Annotated in this window: 18 protein-coding genes; 10 read left to right on the forward strand and 8 right to left on the reverse strand. The window is 40.8% G+C overall.

Features of this window, described 5'->3' with window-relative positions; translation table 11 throughout:
* Positions 1-675: ABC transporter permease (locus RI561_RS12635; protein WP_395080608.1), on the forward strand; the 675-nt coding region annotated here is incomplete at its 5' end.
* Positions 676-784: 109 nt separating this feature from the next.
* Here RI561_RS12635 and RI561_RS12640 read toward each other — a convergent pair.
* Complete coding sequence (locus tag RI561_RS12640) at positions 785-1747, reverse strand: rhodanese-related sulfurtransferase (protein ID WP_395080609.1); 963 nt, start codon at positions 1745-1747, stop codon at positions 785-787.
* A 78-nt stretch (positions 1748-1825) separates the two neighbouring features.
* Between RI561_RS12640 and RI561_RS12645 the strand changes: the two genes are divergently transcribed.
* On the forward strand, positions 1826-3643 hold the full coding sequence (locus RI561_RS12645) for a T9SS type A sorting domain-containing protein (protein ID WP_395080610.1): 1818 nt from the start codon (positions 1826-1828) through the stop codon (positions 3641-3643).
* 1 nt (position 3644) lies between these two features.
* Here the strand turns inward: RI561_RS12645 and RI561_RS12650 are convergent, their stop codons facing one another.
* The 3 genes from RI561_RS12650 to fahA all read right to left on the reverse strand — a co-directional run bounded on the left by RI561_RS12650 (position 3645) and on the right by fahA (position 10505).
* Positions 3645-4043 (reverse strand): hypothetical protein, encoded by a 399-nt coding sequence (locus tag RI561_RS12650; RefSeq protein ID WP_395080611.1) that lies wholly within the window; start codon positions 4041-4043, stop codon positions 3645-3647.
* Positions 4044-4051: 8 nt separating this feature from the next.
* Positions 4052-9070, reverse strand: coding sequence for an Ig-like domain-containing protein (locus RI561_RS12655; RefSeq protein ID WP_395080612.1), 5019 nt, complete (start codon positions 9068-9070; stop codon positions 4052-4054).
* 184 nt (positions 9071-9254) lie between these two features.
* Positions 9255-10505 (reverse strand): fumarylacetoacetase, encoded by a 1251-nt coding sequence (fahA, locus tag RI561_RS12660; protein WP_395080613.1) that lies wholly within the window; start codon positions 10503-10505, stop codon positions 9255-9257.
* Between the two features lie 153 nt (positions 10506-10658).
* On the opposite strand from fahA, the gene RI561_RS12665 reads away from it, so the two are divergent.
* Both RI561_RS12665 and RI561_RS12670 read left to right on the forward strand, forming a co-directional pair.
* Positions 10659-10937 carry an HU family DNA-binding protein gene (locus tag RI561_RS12665; RefSeq protein WP_395080614.1) on the forward strand — a complete coding sequence of 93 codons (279 nt, stop codon included), beginning with the start codon at positions 10659-10661 and terminating at the stop codon, positions 10935-10937.
* A gap of 2 nt (positions 10938-10939) precedes the next feature.
* Positions 10940-11956, forward strand: coding sequence for an HU family DNA-binding protein (locus RI561_RS12670; protein WP_395080615.1), 1017 nt, complete (start codon positions 10940-10942; stop codon positions 11954-11956).
* 308 nt (positions 11957-12264) lie between these two features.
* On the opposite strand, the gene hemW is transcribed toward RI561_RS12670, so the two are convergent.
* Complete coding sequence (gene hemW / locus RI561_RS12675; protein WP_395080616.1) at positions 12265-13404, reverse strand: radical SAM family heme chaperone HemW; 1140 nt, start codon at positions 13402-13404, stop codon at positions 12265-12267.
* Between the two features lie 63 nt (positions 13405-13467).
* Positions 13468-14010, reverse strand: coding sequence for a gamma carbonic anhydrase family protein (locus tag RI561_RS12680; RefSeq protein ID WP_395080617.1), 543 nt, complete (start codon positions 14008-14010; stop codon positions 13468-13470).
* 139 nt (positions 14011-14149) lie between these two features.
* Here RI561_RS12680 and RI561_RS12685 point away from each other — a divergent pair, with 139 nt between their 5' ends.
* From RI561_RS12685 to RI561_RS12700, 4 genes are all read left to right on the forward strand, one after another.
* A complete protein-coding gene (locus RI561_RS12685) occupies positions 14150-14680 on the forward strand; it encodes a ComEA family DNA-binding protein (RefSeq protein ID WP_395080618.1) in 531 nt (176 codons plus the stop codon).
* An 8-nt stretch (positions 14681-14688) separates the two neighbouring features.
* Entirely contained in the window at positions 14689-16230 is a 1542-nt protein-coding gene (locus tag RI561_RS12690; RefSeq protein WP_395080619.1) for a response regulator, read from the forward strand.
* 338 nt (positions 16231-16568) lie between these two features.
* On the forward strand, positions 16569-17009 hold the full coding sequence (tsaE, locus tag RI561_RS12695; protein WP_395080620.1) for a tRNA (adenosine(37)-N6)-threonylcarbamoyltransferase complex ATPase subunit type 1 TsaE: 441 nt from the start codon (positions 16569-16571) through the stop codon (positions 17007-17009).
* On the forward strand, positions 17009-17296 hold the full coding sequence (locus RI561_RS12700) for a hypothetical protein (protein WP_395080621.1): 288 nt from the start codon (positions 17009-17011) through the stop codon (positions 17294-17296). Before tsaE ends, RI561_RS12700 begins: the two co-directional genes overlap by 1 nt.
* Before the next feature lie 103 nt (positions 17297-17399).
* Here the strand turns inward: RI561_RS12700 and RI561_RS12705 are convergent, their stop codons facing one another.
* Entirely contained in the window at positions 17400-17759 is a 360-nt protein-coding gene (locus RI561_RS12705; RefSeq protein WP_395080622.1) for a GIY-YIG nuclease family protein, read from the reverse strand.
* Between the two features lie 87 nt (positions 17760-17846).
* Positions 17847-18809, reverse strand: a complete 963-nt coding sequence (locus RI561_RS12710; RefSeq protein WP_395080623.1) for an integron integrase — start codon at positions 18807-18809, stop codon at positions 17847-17849.
* A 260-nt stretch (positions 18810-19069) separates the two neighbouring features.
* Here RI561_RS12710 and RI561_RS12715 point away from each other — a divergent pair, with 260 nt between their 5' ends.
* Together RI561_RS12715 and RI561_RS12720 are read left to right on the forward strand one after the other, a co-directional pair.
* Positions 19070-19960, forward strand: coding sequence for a hypothetical protein (locus RI561_RS12715; RefSeq protein ID WP_395080624.1), 891 nt, complete (start codon positions 19070-19072; stop codon positions 19958-19960).
* 178 nt (positions 19961-20138) lie between these two features.
* Positions 20139-20639 carry a hypothetical protein gene (locus RI561_RS12720; RefSeq protein ID WP_395080625.1) on the forward strand — a complete coding sequence of 167 codons (501 nt, stop codon included), beginning with the start codon at positions 20139-20141 and terminating at the stop codon, positions 20637-20639.
* The last annotated feature ends 172 nt before the right edge of the window (positions 20640-20811 follow it).

Below are 20811 nucleotides of genomic sequence, written 5' to 3' on the forward strand. Positions count from 1 at the left end.
CCCATTGATGCGATTGGTAAGCAGGTATGGCTTGGAGATTCTACAAAGGTGGAAATAGCGGGTGTGATCAAAGATTTCAATTTTGAATCAATGAGTGTACCTATTCGGCCGCTGGTGTTGCAGAACAACCCCGATGATTTTCGTTATTTGAACATTTCATACAGTGCTGTAACAGATAGTGAGAATCTCAAAAAAGACATTGAGGCTGCATGGAGGGGTATTGCTCCTAAATTACCCATAAGTTATACATTGACTGATGACTATTTATACCGTACTTATTCTCGTAAGCAACGCGTTGCCTCATTCGGTTTCTATGCACTCATTGCCTTGGTAATTGCATCGTTAGGTCTCTTGGGAATGGTGACCTACACCGTGGAAGTACGCACGCAAGAAGTAGGGGTCAGAAAAATTCTGGGGGCCTCTGTTTCCAGAATCATTGGCTTACTGTCTAAAGAATTTGTGGTGCTTTTAGGGATCGCGGCTTTTATCGGACTTCCTGTTGGTTATTGGCTTGGCTTGCAATTCATAAACTCCTATGCCCACCAAATTGACATTGGGTTTGGGACCCTTACATTGGGCTTATTTAGCCTTTTGTTGGTCGGGGTTTTTGCCGTTGGCACCCAAACCTGGAAAGTGGCAACTTCGAATCCGGTGGAGGCATTGAGGAGTGAATAGGTGTCAGAACTCAGAACTCAGAACTCAGGATTCAGAATACCGAGTTCTGAGTCCTGAATCCTGATAATTCCAACTCCTACTTTATCTCCGTCAACTCCGTAGAACCTTACTACTGGGCAACCTGTTCTTCGTCAAGGTCTCTTTCTTTAAACTCTTCACCAAAATAATTGTACCATTTTCGGAAGGGCTTAAAGGCATTTTCAGGATCAAATGGGCGCTTGTATTCGCTTTGTCGACAATCTTCGCTACAGCAACCTTCCATTTGTCGGGCACCTTCCTCACTGCATACAAATAGCTTATTACACTCCATGTTCGCACAGTTGATATAGGTATCTGCCGGTTTTCCGGTGATCTCACATCGTGCAATGGGTTCCAAATCCTGAGGATTGACAGGTACTACCAGACGATCATCAAACACAAAACACTTGCCTTTGAAATGCTTGCCTCCCTCTTCCTTTCCATAGCGTAAAATACCGCCATGCAGCTGATTTACATCCTCCCAGCCATTTTCTTTCATCAATACTGAAAACTTCTCGCACCGAATTCCACCGGTACAATACATCAGTACTTTTTTGTCTTTGGGGATTTCAGCTTCATCCAGCCATTGAGGGAAATCATAGAAATTTTCTACATCCGGCTTAATGGCCCCTTTAAAATGACCGATCTTGGATTCGTAATTATTGCGAACGTCTATCATTACGTGATCTTCTTCTTCAATCACTTTTCGCCATTCCTCAGGTTCTAAATAGCTCCCACCGTTTTCCGGATCTACATCATCCACATGCAAAGAAACAATTTCGTCTCTTACTTTAACCGTGAGACGTGGAAAAGGAATGTAATCTTCTTCTTCTTGCTTAAATTCAGTATCCTCGAAACCGGGCAGCGACCATACGTAATTTTTGTATTCTTCAATTTGCTGTTCCGTTCCGGCAGCCGTTCCGTTCAGGCCCTCTTCTGAAATATAAATACGACCTTTAAGTCCTACTTCTTTACAGAATTTTTTATGAGCTTTACAAAATTTCTCAGGTTCTTCTATGTGTTCAAAATTATAGTAGAGTATTACTTGGTACATTTTTCTCTTAAATTATAAGATCTCTTACATTGACGCGTTTTGTTTTTGCGAACCCTAAAGTTAAACATTTTCCAAACAATGCATAAGGCCTTACAGCAAATTAAAAGAGGGATACTCCCAATCACTGTATTGGTTTTATTCGCTCCTCTAACTATCGTTGCTCAGGTTCAAACAGAACCTGTTAAGATTCTTGATGTTCAAGATGCTTTCCTAAGAGGTGAATTAGATGTAGAATCAGCGGCACTAAAACAGTTTGAATTGTTGCATGATGATCCTTCTTCACTAACAAAAGGGAAGAACATTCAAAAGTGTGCTACCCCAGCATATATGTTTTACTATCAACACAAAGATCAACTTTCACCCCAGACCTTAGAAAAAATTGAAGGCTATATATCACGTGATGATTTGTCTGAAATATCGTTGAGTCAAGAAACCTATATTTCACCCTCGGGTAAATTCAAGATTAACTATGAAACTTCTGGGTCGAATGCCGTTCCTTCAGATGATAATGATAATAATGGAGTTCCTGACTATGTGGAAAGGGTAGCAGAATCAGCAGATTCATCTTACCGACACACCGTCATTACATTGGGGTTCCCCGACCCCATACCTACAAATAAATTATATCGCATTGATCTCAAAAATTCAATTTATTATGGACAAACCGTACCAAGCTCATCTGAACCTTCAGGATCATATATTAATTTAGAAAATGATTTTGTTGGCTTTCCAGAAAATAGTCATCCTGATGGGGATCAGATCGGGGCTATTTATGCAACTATGGCTCATGAATTTAAACATGCTATTCAGTATGTGCAAAACAATAGACAAGGACCTACTCATAGAATATCATGGTCTGAAATGGATGCTACTCTCATGGAGGAGGTCGTTTATGATAACGTAAACGATTATTATCACTATTTAAAAACATCCTTCGACTCCGATACTCCCGACTCCCGGTCCATTTTTTATGATCCTACCGATGGTACTCCGGGAGCCTATTACCATGTAAGCTGGATGATTTTTTATGCGGAATATTTTGGGGCTGAAATTTGGCAAGAAGTTTGGGAGCAAGTAGAAATCGAAAATGAGCTCAGTATTGATGATGCTCTTCGAAGAATTCTCCCTTCTAAAGGTACGAGTTTTGGGAATACCTTTGTTCAAAATCACCTCTGGCATTATGCCTCCGGCCCAAGAGCCGGAAACGATACGTATGGATTCGGCGAAAAAGAATCTTATCCCTACGCCAATATTGAAGACACCCTCTCAGGATTACCTCAAGATGGAGTTCGGATAACTATGATACAAGACTTAGCTGCTCATTATTTCGAGGTAATTCCATCCCCTTCAGACGATGGATTTGTAAACATTGCGGTTGATTTTGATACAACCCAAATTGGGTTAGGCATGGTATTATATTTAAAGAATGGAGAAATAGAGGCTTATTTTGACAGTGGCGAAGACAAACCTCAAGTGTACATTCCTACTGAAATAAGATGGAAAGATGTAGACAGTTTGGGAGTTGTTGTTGCCAATCACAGTAAAGATGCTACCGTATATAACTTGAAACTACAGTTTGGCAGCTCAAGTAATAAAATTGAAATCCGGGATCCGAAATACAACTACGTCCCCGATAACATTTCGGTTTACCAAAATTATCCGAATCCCTTTAATCTTAGCACTACTATACAGTTTGACCTAACCACGGCCTCAGACATTGAGTTAACTGTTTATGATATAACGGGGAGAAAAGTTCAGACTCTTGCCAACGGTGTTTATCAATTAGGAGAGCAGCGTATTCCTTTTGATGCAAGCGGGTTAAGCTCGGGAGTTTACTTTTATCGCCTGCAGATCAATAACCAGGTATACACTAAAAAAATGACCCTGATTAAATAGTCTATGGCCGCGAAGGTGGCGGAGCAAATGGAGTTACTTGTATTTGTCTCGACGGACTGCTTTCATTTCCATTTAAATCTACTGATGTGATTCGGTAATAATAAGTGGTGCCGTTGGCCACTTCTTCATCCACAAAAGTAGTATCTGTAAATACGCTTTCATTTACCGGGGTCAGTTCCTGTATATCACCAATGGCTTGGTCTGATTTGTATAAATTATATCCTTCAAAATCCGGTTCATTATTAAAATTCCAGACTATCTCCACTTTAGAATCAGATGGGGTAACTACAATATCTGATGGAGAAGCCGGCGGCTCCGGGTCAACGTTAAAAGTACATTCTGTTGTCGCAGAAATAATACTTATCAAAGAAACCAACAGTATTAAATGGTTTAATTTCATATCAGCACCTACTTTATTAGCAATATTTTTTGGGTGTATGATTCTTCTCCTATCCTGTACTCTACAATAAATAAACCACTTGCATAACCTGAGGCATCAAAAGTTAGCTGATGTGACCCTGCAGGCATGTTCTTATTATCAACGAGTGTGGCCACTTTTTGTCCCAACATGTTGTATACATTAACTTGTACAGGATTCAATTCCGGGATTGAAAAACTCAGTGTTGTGGTAGGGTTGAATGGATTCGGATAATTTCTGTTTATATTGATCTCATCCGGTAAATAATTGGAATGCTCTTCTTTTAAGTACTCTTTCGTGCCTACCACTAATAGTAATTCTGTTGATTCTTGTTGAACATTTATGTCTACAGATTCTTTACCTCTGAAGTCGTAAGCAATTCCGGACTCTTTATTTAAAATAACAACTTCATGGATTTGGTTATTCTGTCCCATCTCATCCAGCGAAATTTTTACTGAACTACCGGATTCAGCTTTTAATTCCATTTCAAATGTTTGCCCGGCCTCATTGTATGTGTGATAAAGTTTTGCAAGATTTCCAATTCTTGAGTTCGAGTCTTTCAGCCTTTCATGCACAAATCGCAACGAAGAGCTTTCAAATCCGGTTGGGGGCGAGTAGATATATGATAGTTGATTCTGTTCTAATTCCCCCTCAACTAAAACCAACTCACTTTGAGAGGATACTTCTCCGTCATCCGAAGTGGACAAAATAATTCTATTCTCATTGGAGCTTTCTTTTTCAGAAGAAGAGTGCTCGATATATGGAATCTTCAAATGTTCTAACCCACTTTTATTGAAGAAGTAAAATGCCTCTCCACCACTGGCAGACTCAAACACCTCTCTCTCCTCAAAAACTTCATTGAAGGCCCACAAAGGCTGTAGTGCCATTTCATTGGCTTGCTCAACTTCACTCCATGAAACGTCAACATCCAATGGGTTTGAGATAATATTCCAACCTTCATGCAGCGAAATCTCGGCTTGGTTTAGTTCATTCAACTTTGCCGCAGAAATTGTTTGGTCATAGCTGAAATCAGATGCGCTGATGAGCCAAAAGCCATTACCCGGTTTTAGGGTGAACGTATCACTGCCGTCATACTCAATCATAAAGTCTTCAGGTGCACCATTATCCCAAAATGCATTCCAGCTTTCAACGGCATTTCCCTCAAGAACTTCATCAAGAGGAACATTAATATCGCCCGGCAGAGCCACTAACCTGTAATCATTTGATGTAGAAGCCTCTCCAAAATCTCTGTTTACTGAAACTGTTACTTCTTCGGAAACTGCTTGAACAGTAGTGAAACTCCATTCGAAAAATTCATTCCCAACCTCATCTGAATTTACTACCGCTCCGGATGGAATGGTCACGGTATAAGTAGTCAGGTTTTGGAGGTCATCGTGGGTAATTTCTAAACCTGTTTCAGTCATCGTGAAGTTTAATCCACCCACCTCCTCTCCGATATCAGATATTATGTTGATCAAGTTTAAGTTTCCTTCACTTACCGGCTGATTAAAATCAATGGTGATTTCTGTATCTACCGAAACTGCCGTAGCATTTTCAGCCGGGGCTACATCAGTGACTTCCGGAGCTGACAGGAGAGTTGTAAAACTCCATTCAAAAAATTCATTATAAACCTGATCTGAATTTATTACCGCTCCGGATGGAATGGTCACAGTATAGGCCGTGCCTCGGTCTAATTCAGAATGCGATAGCACCAAATCGCTCCCATCTACAGAGGCTGATACATTTTGAACTTCCGCTCCCGAGCCATCTTCAAGCTGGATACCCGTTAGCTCCCCGGCAGTTACCGGCTGACTGAATTCCACGGTTATTAAGACATCTACAGGAATAGCTGTTGCGTTTTCCCCCGGAATTACCGCACTCACTTCGGGAGCTGACAATATCGTAGAAAACTCCCAGCTAACCTCCTCATTGCCTACTCCGTCACTGTTCTCCACCACTCCGGATGGGATGCTTACCGTGTAGGTTGTTCCCCGATCCAATTCCGGATGAGACAGTGTCAACTGAGAACCTTCTATGGCGGCCGTTACATTTGAGACTCCAGACCCTGAACCGTCTTCCAGACGCACACCCGACAGATCACCGGTATTTAATGACTGGCTGAATTCTGCAGTTATTGGCGCATCAACAGCTACACCGCTTGCTCCATCTTCAGGACTCACAGATGTTACCTGTGGTACTTCAAGCAGGGTGGTAAAACTCCAGGTGAATGCTTCATTATAAACCTGATCCTCATTGACTATGGCTCCGGCCGAAATTATAACTGTATAAGTTGTTCCCCGATCCAGCTCCGGATGGAACAGTGTTAACTGAGTACCTTCCACAGCAGCAGATACATTTTCAACAGCTGTCCCGGAATCGTTTTCTAAACGTATTTCTGACAGGTCTCCTTCATTTATAGGCTGATTAAATTTTGCGGTAATAGGTGCTTCCACTGACACTTCGTCGCTTCCGTCTTCGGGACTCAATTCAATAACTTCAGGTATTCCCAGGATAGTCGTAAAGCTCCAGCTATAAGCCTCATTGGGGATGTCCCCTACATTAATTACCGTACCATCTCCAATACTTATAGTATATGTGGTCCCTAATTCAAGGCCGGGATTAGTTATAGTTAATTCTGAGCCTGATATTGAAGCAGAAATTCCGGAAAGTGAATTTCCCGCCTCATCTACAATTTCAATATTGGTTAAATCTTGTTCTAAAATACCTTTATCAAACGTAGCCGTTATCTCAGTATCAACAGCAACTCCTGTTGAACCATCTTCAGGATTGGTGGAAGTAATTTCAGGAGGAGAGGGGACCGTTGTGAAGCTCCAGGTAATTTCCGAGTTATATAACCCGGTATCACTTTCCAGAACCTGTTCCGGTATGGTTACAATATAAGTGTGGTCATATTCAAAATCATCGTGCCCTATAAGTAATTCATCTGAATTAATTTCAGGGGTAATCCCCGAAATTTCGTTACCTGCTTCGTCTTCAATGCTTATATCTGATAAATTAGAGGATAAAATATCACTATCGAATTGAGCACTTACTACAGCATCTATAGGCACATTTGTTGCCCCATCTTCCGGTTGTACAGAAACCAATTCAGGTGGCGAACCTGCTATAGTTCTAAATTGCCAGCTTACTAAACTGTTTATCGCGCCATCACTGGTTTCTACAGCGCCGGCAGGCACCTGAACAATATATTCTGTGTCAAAATTAAGGTCGGGGTGATTTATTGTGAGTTTATTTCCTGAAATAATGACTGAAGTTCCTGAAACCGTTTCTTCAGCAATAATATCTCCAATAAATATTTGCGAAAGATTATTGGCCTCAATGTTTTGATCAAAAGTAACGGATACTTCGGTATCAATAGGGATACCATTTGATTCATCTTCTGGGATAGTCTCAACTACTGTGAGGGGGGTGGCTGATTCTGTAGTAAAACTAAAATAGAGGCTCTCATTTCCAATCTCATCTGTATTTTGAACAGCGTTGGAGGGTATAGAAACGAAGTAACCTGTACCGGCTAAGAGTCCATCATGAGAAATATTTAGTTTGTTTCCCGAAACACTTACATTTGTATTGGGAACCGGAACTTCGGAATTTTGTGAAAATATTACACCCGATAAATCATTAGCAGTAACTGTCTGATTGAACGTAACTGATACATCAGTATCAATTGGCACCTCTACTGCATCATCAACCGGACTTGTTGCTGAAACCTGAAGGAATGGATTCGAATAGGTAGAAAACTTCCAGGAATATCCTGAATTTTGAGCTTCAGATTCCGTTTGGAATGCACCTTGATCAATCTCTATCGTATAAATCTTATCTGCTACAAAATCATCATGAGATATTCCTACACCGGTGGCATAGCTCGAGCCTGTACCTGTACTTTTTTCACCAAGATCTAAATACGGATTTATTCCTGAAACTGCATTTTCGGTTTCATCCGTGATAGTAATTTTTTGTGCATCTAATATTTCGACCGGTTTATTGAAATTTATATTTAGATCGTTTTTGAGATCTACATCATAATCTAAAGAGTCCGGTGACTTTGAAACAATATCGGGAGGATAGGATTTTGTTTCAAACGTCCACGTATATTGATCATTTACAATACCATTTGTATTCCTTACCAGACCGGAGTCCAGCACTGCTACATAAGGCATTCCTTCTTGTAGGCCTTGTACACCGCCAAGTGCACTTTCAACACTGGTAACTACAAGCTTGCCATCTGAAAAAAACGGGTTTCTTAATGTCAAATCGTAGCTTACAGGGGTGCCCGTTGAATCTGTAAGTACTAAATTAGCTTCCTCTTCTACGGTTACTAATTCTTTAAACTGGATAAGAGATCCGGAACCTGTATCTACTTCTGTAGCCAAATTAGAGGGTATCGTATAATTTATTCCCGGTCTGGAGCCTGTTTCAAAACCAAAGGTATAAGCATCATTGTACTTTAAATCTTCCGACTCAAAACTACCTGATGCAATTTCAATACTGTAGTTGGTTGAAGGGTCTAAAACAGGGGTATCAATCACCAAAATACTGTCTTCTTCTACCGATAGAGATGAAAAGGGCAGACCATTTCCATTCAAACTCACTAAAGCCCCACCATAAATGTTAAATGGCTTGTTATAAGAAACTCTTACTTCAGGATCTAATGAAACTCCGCTCGTATTGTTAGCAGGTGTGGTTTCAGTAACTGAAAACGGATCTCCCGTAGTAAATGAAAAGCTAAAATCATTTTCCAGTTCCTGTATTGCTGCCGAAGGAATAGTAACCGTATAGGTGGTAAGAGGGTCTAAATTCGGGGGAAAAATTAGTAGCGTGGTATTATCATTAGGAGTTGAAAAGTCAAGCCCTGTAACCGGTATTGCTAAACCATCTTCGATAGAAATTTGTGAAAAATCAACAGATTGGAAAGAATCACTAAAGTCAATCTGTATATTTCCATCAATTGCCACCGCCGTTTCACCAGGTTCTGGCTGCGTGTTAGTCACATTTATACTTGTACTCTGTTGTGCGAATACGGAAGTTTTTATAAACGCAAAGAAAAGCATTACAAAAAAAAACTGCCTTAATAACTTTTTGTAAACTCATATTTTGAATGATAGCTTTCTCCCCTAAAGTTGAACAATACAAAATTCTGCTTCAGAAACCCTTTCTAATAAACAATTAGACCATTTAATATATCATTTTTCCCCTTACCTCTCCAAAACCTATCCTAAGTTCATCGTTTTTAGAAAAAGCCTTCATGATGATCTCATCTCCGTCTTCAAGAAAACTTCTTACTTCACCGGATGGCAACTTTAGTTTTTTAGTTCCCTTCCAGCTCAGCTCTAACATACTGCCGTAAGAACCTTCCTCGCTGCCACTTATAGTCCCTGACCCATACAAATCCCCGGGTTTGATATTACATCCTGTGATAGTGTGATGCGCCAACTGCTGTGCCATCGTCCAATATAGATGCTTATAGTTGGTCCTACAGATTTCATATGGAGTCGATAGCTTTTCTGTTTTAATGAATACTTCCAATTCAATATCAAAAGTCGTACGGTTTTTTTGATCCAGGTAAGAAAGTGGCTTCGGATTCTGTGCCGGAGCCTCCGTTCGGAATGGTTCCAAAGCATCCAAAGTCACAATCCAAGGTGAAATTGAGGTCGCCCAGTTTTTTGCAAGAAAAGGCCCCAGCGGCTGATATTCCCACTTTTGAATATCTCGGGCGCTCCAGTCATTTACCAATACCAATCCAAATATATGCTCTTCCGCTTTATCAACATCAATAGGCTGACCTAATTCATTTCCCGGCCCGGTGAGAAAGCCCACTTCCAACTCAAAATCCACGAGTTTTGATTCCTCAAAAACCGGCGCATCAGCGCCTTCCGGTAAAATCTGCCCTTTGGGACGATGAACTTTTGTACCACTTATTACCACTGAGCTTGCCCGGCCATGATAGCCTACTGGCAAGTGCTTCCAGTTGGGGAGAAGCGCATTTTCAGGGTCCCGAAACATAGCCCCTACATTTCGGGCATGCTGTTCGGAAGAATAAAAATCGGTAAAGTCCCCAATCTGTACCGGCATTACCATTTCAACCGAATCTTGTTCTTTCAATACTTTTTGCCTGAGCTGCTCATCATCCTTCAACCTCGGATTACTTTTTTCCAAAAGTTTTTGCAAGGTTTCCCTTGCTTCCTTCCAGGCCGGGCGCCCCAAACTCATAAAATAATTCAAGCTGGAATCCAGGAATACGCCTTTTCCCTTCAGGTTCGGACCACCAAAAAACTCTACCTCATCAAGTACAAACAAATCTATGATGTACTCACCTATCGCAGAACATAAATGGATATCCCCACTTTCCGTTCGGTAAGCCCCATATGGTAAATTTTGAATGGGGAAATCAGACTCTTTGGATACTTCAATAAAAGACGTAAGCATTTTCGGCTAATTTAGTTATTCAAAACAACATAAAACATAATAAGCATACTCCCTAAGCTGTAAAATACCGACCAAAAAATTTACCAAAATTGCTTCTTTCCTTGTTTTAACATTTATTCCATTCAAATTAATTAAAAATTTTCCGGAAAAATCATGACCAAAGCGGAAGTGCTTAAAAAATTAGCCTCTGACTTAGACCTGACTCAAGCTGAGACAGAAGATCTATATGATCATTTTGTTGAAGGCCTCACGTTGCTTCTTTCCAAGAATAAGGGCTTTACTTTACCCGGACTGGGAAGTTTTAAAGCTGAAGTCAGAGAAAAGCACAAATCATATAATCCCCATTATGAGCAAATGATGTGGATTCCTCCCAAAAAAGTAGTTCACTTTAACCAAAGCAGCACCCTCAAAGATGAACTTAAGGAGGATTAAGAATGAGTGAAAAAGTAACCTACGGTGAAATAGTTGATGCTCTCGCTCGTAAATCGGGCCAAAGCAAACAAAAGAGTGAAGCCTTCACAAAGGCATTGATTGCTGAAATTAAGTATGAACTTCAGGAAAACGGCAAGGCTTCCATCACCAACTTCGGAAGTTTCAAAGTGAAGGAAGTGGATGAACGGCAGGGACAAAACCCACAAACCGGGGAACCCATTACTATTCCCGCACATAAGAGGGTTTCCTTTTCTCCATACAAAGCACTGCGTGAGCGAGTCAACGCAAAATATGCTCATCTTGAAACCCGGTTGGTTAAAGAAGGGAATTCAACATCAGAAAAAAAATCGCAACCAAAAGAAGATCGAAAAAAACCTGTAGCAGCTAATAGTAAAGGCATGAGCACCACTACAATGGTACTTGGAATTCTTGTACCTGCAGTAGTATTGATTTTAGTTGCCCTGCTTTTACTTTTTGATCCTTTTGGTTCCGGAAACACAGAAACCTCCTCTGTACCAATGCCACCGGCAACCGAAATGCCTGCACAGACAGAGAGCGCTGAAACTGAACAAGAGACAGAGCCTGAAGGCACTTCCCAACAAGAACAACCGGAAACAACTTCTTCAAGCTCACCAGAAACAACAACTGAGGAACAAACTGCAGAAATTGATAATCAACCTGTCAGAGTTGAATCGAGTGATGTCGAAATCGACTACCGGGTAAATCAAAATGAATGGTATTGGGTGATTGCAGAAAACATTTACGGAAACGCACAGTTTTGGCCGTTGCTTTTTCAGCAAAATCAATCTGTAGATGATGACCCGGATCAGGTTAATGCAAGCCTTGGATTGATTGTTCCTGAATTGGAGGGAAATAGTGATAACCTTTCAGAAGCTGATTTACAGAAATTAGCTACCGCAGCACGCATGGTCTCTGAAGCCTACCAAAATGCCAACAAACCCTATAAAGCAGAAGCATATGCCCGGTTGGCCGCTAAGTGGGAACGAGAAATTCAGTAGTTAAAGCAGGATATCAAAGCCTAAAAGTAAAAAAAGTATTTCGATCATTTAGGTTTAGAGTTGTAACTGATTTTAGCCCCTACATCCCTCCCTCAGGAGGCTGTAATAAAATATCCGATAATTGAACATCCTGCTACACTTTACCACGAAGGCACTAAGCTTCACAAAGAACATAATATCAATAATATAAACGTTGTGTTTTTTTTGTGTCCTTGTGCCTTGGTGGCCAAGGGAATTGAACTTTGACTTTCTCACACACTCTCAAGCGAAGACTTACCCTATCCGGAATTTGAGAATTATCCTCATTATTATTTAGCAGTCACCAAATCTAACAAGATGGCATCGGCTATTTTAAGTCCTTTTGGGGTGAGCCGGATGTTTTCATCTACCATTACTTTTCCTTCCTGTTCCATTTTTTGAAGGTAATTGATCTGAGCACTACTAAATTCAAATTTGTATAGAGACTTCAATACTTTTCTTGAGACCCCCTTCTTGGTTCTGAGTCTCAACATCAGTCGTTCCTCTGCTAAGTTTGGCAAATTTAGCCTCTCCAGTTCATAGGGAGTTTCATGTGCTTTTTTCAGGTAGGCTTTTATATCCGCCTTATTACTCCAGCGATTGGCAGACTTCCGATCTTCATTCCACCAAAAAGAATGAGCACCGGGACCTAATCCCAAATAGTTTTCATGATTCCAGTAATTTGAATTGTGAACTGCTTCGGAGCCCGATCGGGCAAAATTACTCACCTCATATTGATTGATCCCATGTGCTGACAACTTCTCAGTAACCAAATCAAAATGGTCGGCCACGGTATCATTTTCGGGAGGTGCAATTCTTCCTAATTTCACCTGCTTTCCCAGTCTTGTATCGGGCTCAACGGTAAGTGAGTAAGCCGAAACATGTGGCGGGTTAAACTGTAGAAGCGTATCTAGATCATGTTCAAGTGTATTAAGAGATTGCCCGGGATTACCATATATCAGGTCTACCGTAAAAACCTCAAATTTTGAAGCCTCTAATATTTCCAAACACTTTAGTGCCTCATCAGCAGTATGAGCCCGATGCATAAAATCGAGCAGATCAGCATTAAAGGACTGCACACCCATACTTGCTCGCGTTATCCCAGCCAACTTCAGTCCTCTCAAATAATCCTTACTCACATCATCGGGGTTCATCTCCAGGGTTATTTCTTCGGTCTGCACATCAAAAACCTGGTGAATAGCATCCAAAACATCTTCCACCTGACCCGGGGATAACAAGGACGGAGTGCCCCCTCCAAAGTAAATCGTTCGTACGGGTTCATCTGTAAAACGAGTATCCTTCTTAGCCTGAATTTCCTCCACCAACTCATCCACAAAATCTTGCTTGTGTTGTTGCCGGGTTATGAAATAAAAATCACAGTACGAGCACGCCTGCTTACAGAATGGGATATGTATATAGAGACCGCTCATTTTGGGGAATGCTTAATTTTAAATACTAAATGTTAAATGGGTTCCCACATTTAACATTTAAAATTACTTCGTGTAGAAAGGATTTTCGTCGTACTGATCTTTTTGCTGATAGGCCCGGGAGTATTTCACGTAGTTGGCCGCATATTTTGGAATAGAGGCTAATTCTTCGTCTGTAAGTTTACGGGCTTTTTTAGCCGGGGAGCCCATGTACATATATCCGCTTTCCAGGGTTTTTCCGGGAGGGACAAGGGTTCCTGCAGCAACAATCACATCCGGTTCAATGACCACCTCATCTAAAATAGTCGTATTTATTCCCACTAAAACACGGTCTTTGATGGTGCATCCGTGCACAACGGCTCCGTGACCAATGGTTACTTCATTACCAATAACTGTTGGGCCTGTTTGGTTCATTACATGAATACAGACATTATCCTGTACATTGCTGCGTTCGCCAATTTCAATAAAATTTACATCGCCCCGAATGGTCACATTAAACCACACACTGCTTTCTTTACCAAGGCTTACATCGCCAATAATATCAGCACTGGGGGCTACAAAAACGGTTTCATCAAATTGGGGAGTGCGCTTAAGAAATTCGTATACCATGATCTAAACTTTCAGGATTTATAAAAATGAAAAATAACCAAACTTCAACAAACACCCCTACTTCATTTTCAGTTTTGAAATTACTTATTTTTATAAGTAAGCTATTGAAAATGATATCAGACCGAGCCATATTAGCCTCATGAATTTTAACGACCTAAAACGAAAAGCTTTTTTCTGGATTGAAAAATTACAGATATCCAAAAAAGAACGTATTGCATTTTCGTTACTTTTGGTTCTTATTACCCTTCTTTTGCTTTCTACCTTTTTTATTCAGCAACAATTTAACTACAGCCAGGAAAAGTACAATCACATTTTAGCAGAGCTTGAAGCCAAAGAAACTCAGGCTGCTTTAGAAGAAAAACAACTGGCAGCAAAATATACTCCGGCGCAAGAAGTTAATGAACCGGAACCCGAACAAGCAGTGGCTGCGGAAGAAACTGATGATGTTGCAAATCCGGAACCTGATGCCAATTTAAAAGTAAACATAAATACAGCTACGGTGGCTCAGCTCCAAACTTTGAACGGTATTGGTCCTGCCTATGCACGCCGGATCATTGAATACCGGGAAGCCAATGACGGTTTTGATTCCATTGAGGAACTCATTAATGTTAACGGTATCGGAGAAACAAGGTTAGAAAACATCCGACCTTTTATCACCCTAAACGACTAAAGAATTTCATGCCAAAAATACTCTGGGCAGATGATGAAATAGATCAGCTGCAATCACATATTATTTTCTTAGAAAAAAAAGGTTTTGATATCACCCCAGTCTCTAACGGAGATGATGCAGTCAGCCTGATTGCCTCAGAACCTTTCGATATCGTGTATCTCGATGAACAGATGCCCGGAATGGGTGGCATTGAAACCCTTGAAAAAATAAAATCTCTCCAGCCTTCACTGCCCGTGGTCATGATTACCAAAAGTGAAGAAGAATCCATTATGGAAGATGCCATTGGCGGTAAGATCTCCGACTACCTTATTAAGCCGGTGAATCCCAATCAGATTTTATTGACAACTAAACGACTTTTGGAACGCAGTCGCATTCAATCTGAGAAATCTGCCCAAACCTATTTGCGGCAATTCAATGAACTTTCATCCCGCATTCATCCCGGCACCCATTGGAAGGAATGGATTGATGTGTACCGAGAACTGACCCAGTGGGAGATTGATCTCGGCGACGGAGACGACGGGTTACAACAAGTTTTATCTGATCAATTCCAACAGGCCAATAAAGAATTTGGGCGATTCATGGATCAGGAATACAGAGACTGGGTCCAAAAAGAAGAGGCTCGCCCTACCCTTTCCCACGAAATTTTTCAGAAGTATGTGAATCCCAGGTTGCAGCAAGATGAAAACGTCATGTTTTTTATTATTGACTGTATGCGGTATGATCAGTGGCTGCTATTCGAACCTTTTCTTTCCAACCTCTTTTCCATAGATACTGACTTCTATTATTCCATTTTACCAACGGCCACTCCGTATTCGCGTAACTCTATTTTTGCAGGGTTATACCCAGCCGATATTGCTCGGATGTATCCGGAATTGTGGCAGCAGGGACAGGATGAAACTTCGCTCAACCGGCATGAAGAGGAATTACTAAGTAAGCAACTGGAGCGAAAAGGACTTAATATCAATTTTAAATATGAGAAAATCCTGAATGCAGAATCCGGTAAAAGGGTAGCTGATAAAATTCAAAGTTATGCCCAGTCAAAACTGGCAGCTTTTGTATTTAATTTTGTAGATACCCTGGTTCACTCTCGTTCTGACTCCGATGTGATCAAAGAACTCGCTCCCGATGTTTCGGCCTTTCGGTCGGTAACCGAAGCATGGTTTCAGCATTCTACGCTGCTGCAAATGTTTAAAGGATTAGCCAAAGAAGATGTAACACTTGTCATTACGACTGATCACGGTTCCGTACGAGCCCTCCGCGATACAAAGGTATATGGAGACCGGGATACGGCGACCAATCTTCGCTACAAATACGGACGAAATTTGAAGGCCGATGAATCGGATGCCGTTATATTTATGGATAACCCGGAGCAATATCGATTGCCAACTATTGGTAACATCAACAATTACATCATTGCCCGTGAAGATTACTACTTCGTATATCCTACCAACTATCATAAATACCAAAACCGCTATCGCGATACTTTTCAGCACGGCGGAGCTTCGATGGAAGAGGTGATATTACCGGTAGCTACTTTAAGGCCGAAATAGGCCTTATTTATGAAGAGTGTTTGGTGAAAGAATTTTGGAATTGCCCTTAGCAACTTACACCCAGCGCAAAATTTGGTACCTCCCTGCTAAGTCTCCCCTTGAAGGGAGATCAATTCAAAAAACCGTTCTTTTTTGAATTGTGAGGGGTGTTGGCACCAATGCACCAGAAACTATCCTTGTCTATACTATCTATTTACACTCCACTTTAATTTAAAAACCAAAGCCACTAAGGATTTTTTATATTTGCAGAGAAATTTTGCCTTGGTGCTAAAACCCTATGAAATCGAGGGCTATCTAAAAAACATGGACGTCTCAATTAAAATAACTGAATAAGAAAAGTGTCCGCTAAAAAAACCATCATAAGTAAATCAGTGGATGAAACCATTCAAGCCGGAAAGGAGTTGGGGAAACAGCTTCAACCCGGTGATGTGGTTCGGCTGGATGGAGATCTTGGCGCCGGCAAAACTCATTTTGTGAAAGGTGTTGCTTCCTATTTTGGAATTCAACCTGAAAAAGTCAGTTCACCTACCTATACTTTGATTCACGAATATTCCGGCACTCTACCGGTCTACCATTTTGACTGCTATCGCCTGGAGCATGAACAAGAGGCGCTTGAAATAGGAGCCGAAGAATACTTCTATGGCGAGGGCGTTTGCCTGATCGAATGGCCTGAAAAAATTGAGGGTTTAATTCCTGAAGATGCCATCCGGGTTGATATTTTACATCAACCTGAAGAGAGGCGTAAAATTATTATTCATCATCAGAATCCCGAAGCGTAATGGGAAGTTCAAAAAAAAGACGACTGCCTTATCGACTTGATTTGCTCCCGGTGATATTACCCTATCATCGGCGCGCCAAAAATACGCTTAAGACGGGAGATTTGGTGTATTACGGCCCCAGCCCAGAGTTTTATGGAATTGGTGAAGTGGTACAAACAGCAGAGAAAGTGTGTATGGTTGATTTTCGGGGAACCGGCGAGCTTGGCATCCACAAAGACGAGATGCTTTCCTCTTACTTGATTCCGATTCATAAACTGAATTTATCGGGGGTTTTGAAGAGTAGGTAGTGCTACAGTCATGCTGAGGATACTCCCGAAGCATCTTCACAGAGTGATGTCGTTTCGTACTTATGCAGGTCCTTCGAGGGTACTCTCAGGATGACTCTTAAATTTAGCTTTGTGGTACGGTCCGCCTTGGAGGCCATTCACCGAGTACTTTTTTATTTAAGAATTTCCATTTTGGGTTTTTCTCCGCGATCAGCTTTTCCTTCCAGGCTCTTTTCTTTCCCTTTATTCTTTTTTCCGCCTGAATCGCTTCATTCATGGTTGGAAACGTGTCGTACCAAATGAGGCAATAACAGTAATATTTGCCTGCGAATGTTTTTGGATTTCCTTTTTCCTGATAGTGCTCCACGATTCTTTTTGGCAGGTTATTTGTTACTCCTGTGTAAAGGACTTTTCGGTTGGGATTAGTTAGTATGTAGGTTGCGTAGGTCATTTGTTCTCTTCTTGTTTTTTTATTTAAAGTCATGTTGAGGACACTTCCGAAACATCTTCACAGGTGGATGCCATTTCTTAGTTGTGTTGGTCCTTCGTGGGTACCCTCAGGATCACTCTATTAAATGACATCCACCGGAGATTTTATGTAGTTGCCCCCTTTATTAATCACGTGCGTGTATATCATGGTGGTTTTGAGGTTTTTGTGGCCAAGGAGTTCCTGTACAGTTCGGATGTCGTAGCCATTTTGGAGCAGATGCGTGGCAAAGGAGTGGCGGAGAGTATGGCAAGTAACTTTTTTATTGATGCCTGCGGAATGAGCTGCGCGTTTCAGCCTGCGCTGTACAAACCGGTTTGATATATGATAACGATGATGTAAGCCGCTTCTGGGATCTTCTGAAATTCGTTTTGAGGGAAACAGATATTGCCACCGGAGTTGAATTTCTTCGTCCCTGTATTTTTTGGCAAGTGCTTTAGGGAGCAGCGCCTTTCCATATCCCTTGGCCAGATCTTTTTTGTGTAATGCATCAACTTTTTTAACCTGTTCCTTCAGCTTAGGAATACATCTTTTAGGCAAAAGTGCTATTCGGTCTTTTTTCCCTTTTCCAGATCTAACCCAAATTTGTTCCATATCAAAATCAATATCCTGAACCCGCAGCCGCAGAGATTCTGAAATTCGGAGTCCACTGCCATACAAAAGTTGACAAATCAACAACCCTAATCCATCCATTTTCTTCAACAGTTTTGAGGTTTCTTGCGAGGATAATACTACCGGCAATTTTTTGGGTTTCCTGGCGCGCTCCAGATCTTTCAGGTTTAACTGCTTTTTGCCTAAGACCTTTTTATATAGAAACACCAAAGCAGCAAGTGCCTGATTTTGTGTTCCCGCAGCTACATTTTTTTCGTTCGCAAGATAATTCAGGAATTCCTCTACATCCTGATCGTCTAATTTTAAAGGGTGAACCGTGCCATGATGTTTTACAAACCTGACAACCCATTTTGTATAGGCCTGTTCGGTTTTGTAGCTGTAATTTCTTCTTCTGATTTCCCTTCTAACCTGTTCTAACAATTTTGACTTAGCCATAATCTCTGTTGATTAATTGATTGATGGTGTTATATTGTTAGAGCGATGAGGAAGCAATTCCTTACAAAAAAAATGATATTATCCGGCGACATTATTCGACTAATGAGACGGATAACATCACTAAAACGGCGAATAAGTACCTTAAAGAAAGGTTTTCGGACATTATCCGACACCATATAACAATATGCTTGTTCGTATAATATTATGTTAGCGTAAGAATAACCGGTTTTTTTTTAAGATTAACCATAAAACTTTTGGGCATGTCAGAACGAATCTACTCTAAAAAAGAAGTTGAACAGTTGATCAAAAAAGCTGTTGAGCTCGAATCCAAACGACCTTTACCCGAAAAGAAGAACTGGGAAAATGGGTTGAATATTGGTGAACTTAAAAATGTTGCTGCTGAAACAGGTCTCGATCCAGAGCTGATTGAACGTGCAGCTTACGAAATGGATGTTCTTCCTGAAGATCATGAAGAAAAAGTGCGTGTAAATAGAGATGAAATTACTTCTGAGGTCTGGCTTGATAGTAAGCCGGACAAAGAAACATTAGACATGCTTGTCACAGAATTGAATCATATTTATGGTACTACCGACGAGCTGAATTGGTGGGAAAAGCTCTGGCAGATTCATAAAGGAAAGGCAAAGATAGAGAGAAAACCTAATTTTACGGAATGGATTTATACATCATCATCGGGTGCATTTTTCACCCGCGTACTGTTACAACAACGCGGTGAACGGTTTCGTATTCGTGTCAGCAAACGACAGATTTATAACCTGGATTGGGACAGTGCCCTAAATACACTGCTCATAATTGTACTTCCATTAGCTTTTTTCCTCGGGATATTTGGTGGAGCTGTCAGCGAAAAACTATGGGGAATGTTTTGGCCAGGACTCGGGGCTGGAATAATGCTCTCGCTGCTCAGCTATCCTTTACTTAGATACATTGATAAACGACACATCAATAAATATAAAAGCGAAGTTGATAGCACCATACGCCAGCTTTCTGAATTGGTTATGCAATCCAGTAATAAAAGTGAAAGTAAATCGTCAATAACAAATAGAAATACTTCTACCTCAGAAATTGAGATACCAGAAGAGAAGGATACCTCACAAGATGAATCTCGTAAACTCCGCAATCACCTGAGAGAGTAAACTTCTTCAAAAAACTTTTAGCAGTATAACCCGCGCATTAACTCGGACAGGCCTCGCCATTCCATTGCCTCCCTTTCATTTATTAGTTAATCTATCATTTTGTAATAAATTCAACGCTGTTGTGCCTGCCGGTTATGCGCAATGTCGTTATACGCACTATTTAACTAAAACTAAAAATATGACTTTAATTTTTCGGTGTATATCCCTCTTAACTGTACCATTAATTCTATTGATTGGATGTGATTATCAAAAAACTCCGTCAAATAATATCCAAACCACAAGTAAGTTGGAAAGCCTAGCAGATACATCTGCTCAAAAAACAGCTTTAAGTTACTTTGAATGGAGATATTTAGACTACGATGATTTTCAGCGACCTCTATTTTCCGATTTAGATTATTGGTTTAAAGATAACAATGAGGAAATAAAAAATACTCTTGAGGTGGCTGAAGTATTGAGCGCTGATGATATCGCACTTGCACTCATTAGATATTCAGTAGGCAGTAATATTTTTAGAGACGCAGTTTGGTTAAGGAAATACAACGGGAAATGGACAGTTTCTTCAAATCAATATTTTTCAACTTATGATGATGATCCATTTAAGGATGGAAATCCAGAGCGAGCTGAAGAAATTATTGATAAGGAAGATGAGTGGACAGAAAATAGTTCCGAAAAATTTTAAAACTACCGTGCGTATAACAAGGCGTTTTAAGCGGACTCGTTTAGGGTTCGGAACCTTAATTTTAACAACTCGGCTCGCCGCTTAAACGCTGGGTCGTTAGGGCGCGTCAGGCGCATCACTTTCTGTCAAAATATGTGGGCTTCCAGCCGGTGGTAATTTTTGGGTCAGGTAG

The sequence above is a fragment of the Gracilimonas sp. genome (assembly GCF_031581265.1).
In the GTDB taxonomy this organism is placed as follows: domain Bacteria; phylum Bacteroidota; class Rhodothermia; order Balneolales; family Balneolaceae; genus Gracilimonas.

Coding starts and splice junctions, on each gene's coding strand:
- RI561_RS12640 (WP_395080609.1), bottom strand. CDS start 1,747: ATGTACCAAGTAATACTCTACTATAATTTTGAACACATAGAAGAACCT.
- RI561_RS12645 (WP_395080610.1), top strand. CDS start 1,826: ATGCATAAGGCCTTACAGCAAATTAAAAGAGGGATACTCCCAATCACT.
- RI561_RS12650 (WP_395080611.1), bottom strand. CDS start 4,043: ATGAAATTAAACCATTTAATACTGTTGGTTTCTTTGATAAGTATTATT.
- fahA (WP_395080613.1), bottom strand. CDS start 10,505: ATGCTTACGTCTTTTATTGAAGTATCCAAAGAGTCTGATTTCCCCATT.
- RI561_RS12665 (WP_395080614.1), top strand. CDS start 10,659: ATGACCAAAGCGGAAGTGCTTAAAAAATTAGCCTCTGACTTAGACCTG.
- RI561_RS12670 (WP_395080615.1), top strand. CDS start 10,940: ATGAGTGAAAAAGTAACCTACGGTGAAATAGTTGATGCTCTCGCTCGT.
- hemW (WP_395080616.1), bottom strand. CDS start 13,404: ATGAGCGGTCTCTATATACATATCCCATTCTGTAAGCAGGCGTGCTCG.
- RI561_RS12680 (WP_395080617.1), bottom strand. CDS start 14,010: ATGGTATACGAATTTCTTAAGCGCACTCCCCAATTTGATGAAACCGTT.
- RI561_RS12685 (WP_395080618.1), top strand. CDS start 14,150: ATGAATTTTAACGACCTAAAACGAAAAGCTTTTTTCTGGATTGAAAAA.
- RI561_RS12690 (WP_395080619.1), top strand. CDS start 14,689: ATGCCAAAAATACTCTGGGCAGATGATGAAATAGATCAGCTGCAATCA.
- RI561_RS12700 (WP_395080621.1), top strand. CDS start 17,009: ATGGGAAGTTCAAAAAAAAGACGACTGCCTTATCGACTTGATTTGCTC.
- RI561_RS12705 (WP_395080622.1), bottom strand. CDS start 17,759: ATGACTTTAAATAAAAAAACAAGAAGAGAACAAATGACCTACGCAACC.
- RI561_RS12710 (WP_395080623.1), bottom strand. CDS start 18,809: ATGGCTAAGTCAAAATTGTTAGAACAGGTTAGAAGGGAAATCAGAAGA.
- RI561_RS12715 (WP_395080624.1), top strand. CDS start 19,070: ATGTCAGAACGAATCTACTCTAAAAAAGAAGTTGAACAGTTGATCAAA.
- RI561_RS12720 (WP_395080625.1), top strand. CDS start 20,139: ATGACTTTAATTTTTCGGTGTATATCCCTCTTAACTGTACCATTAATT.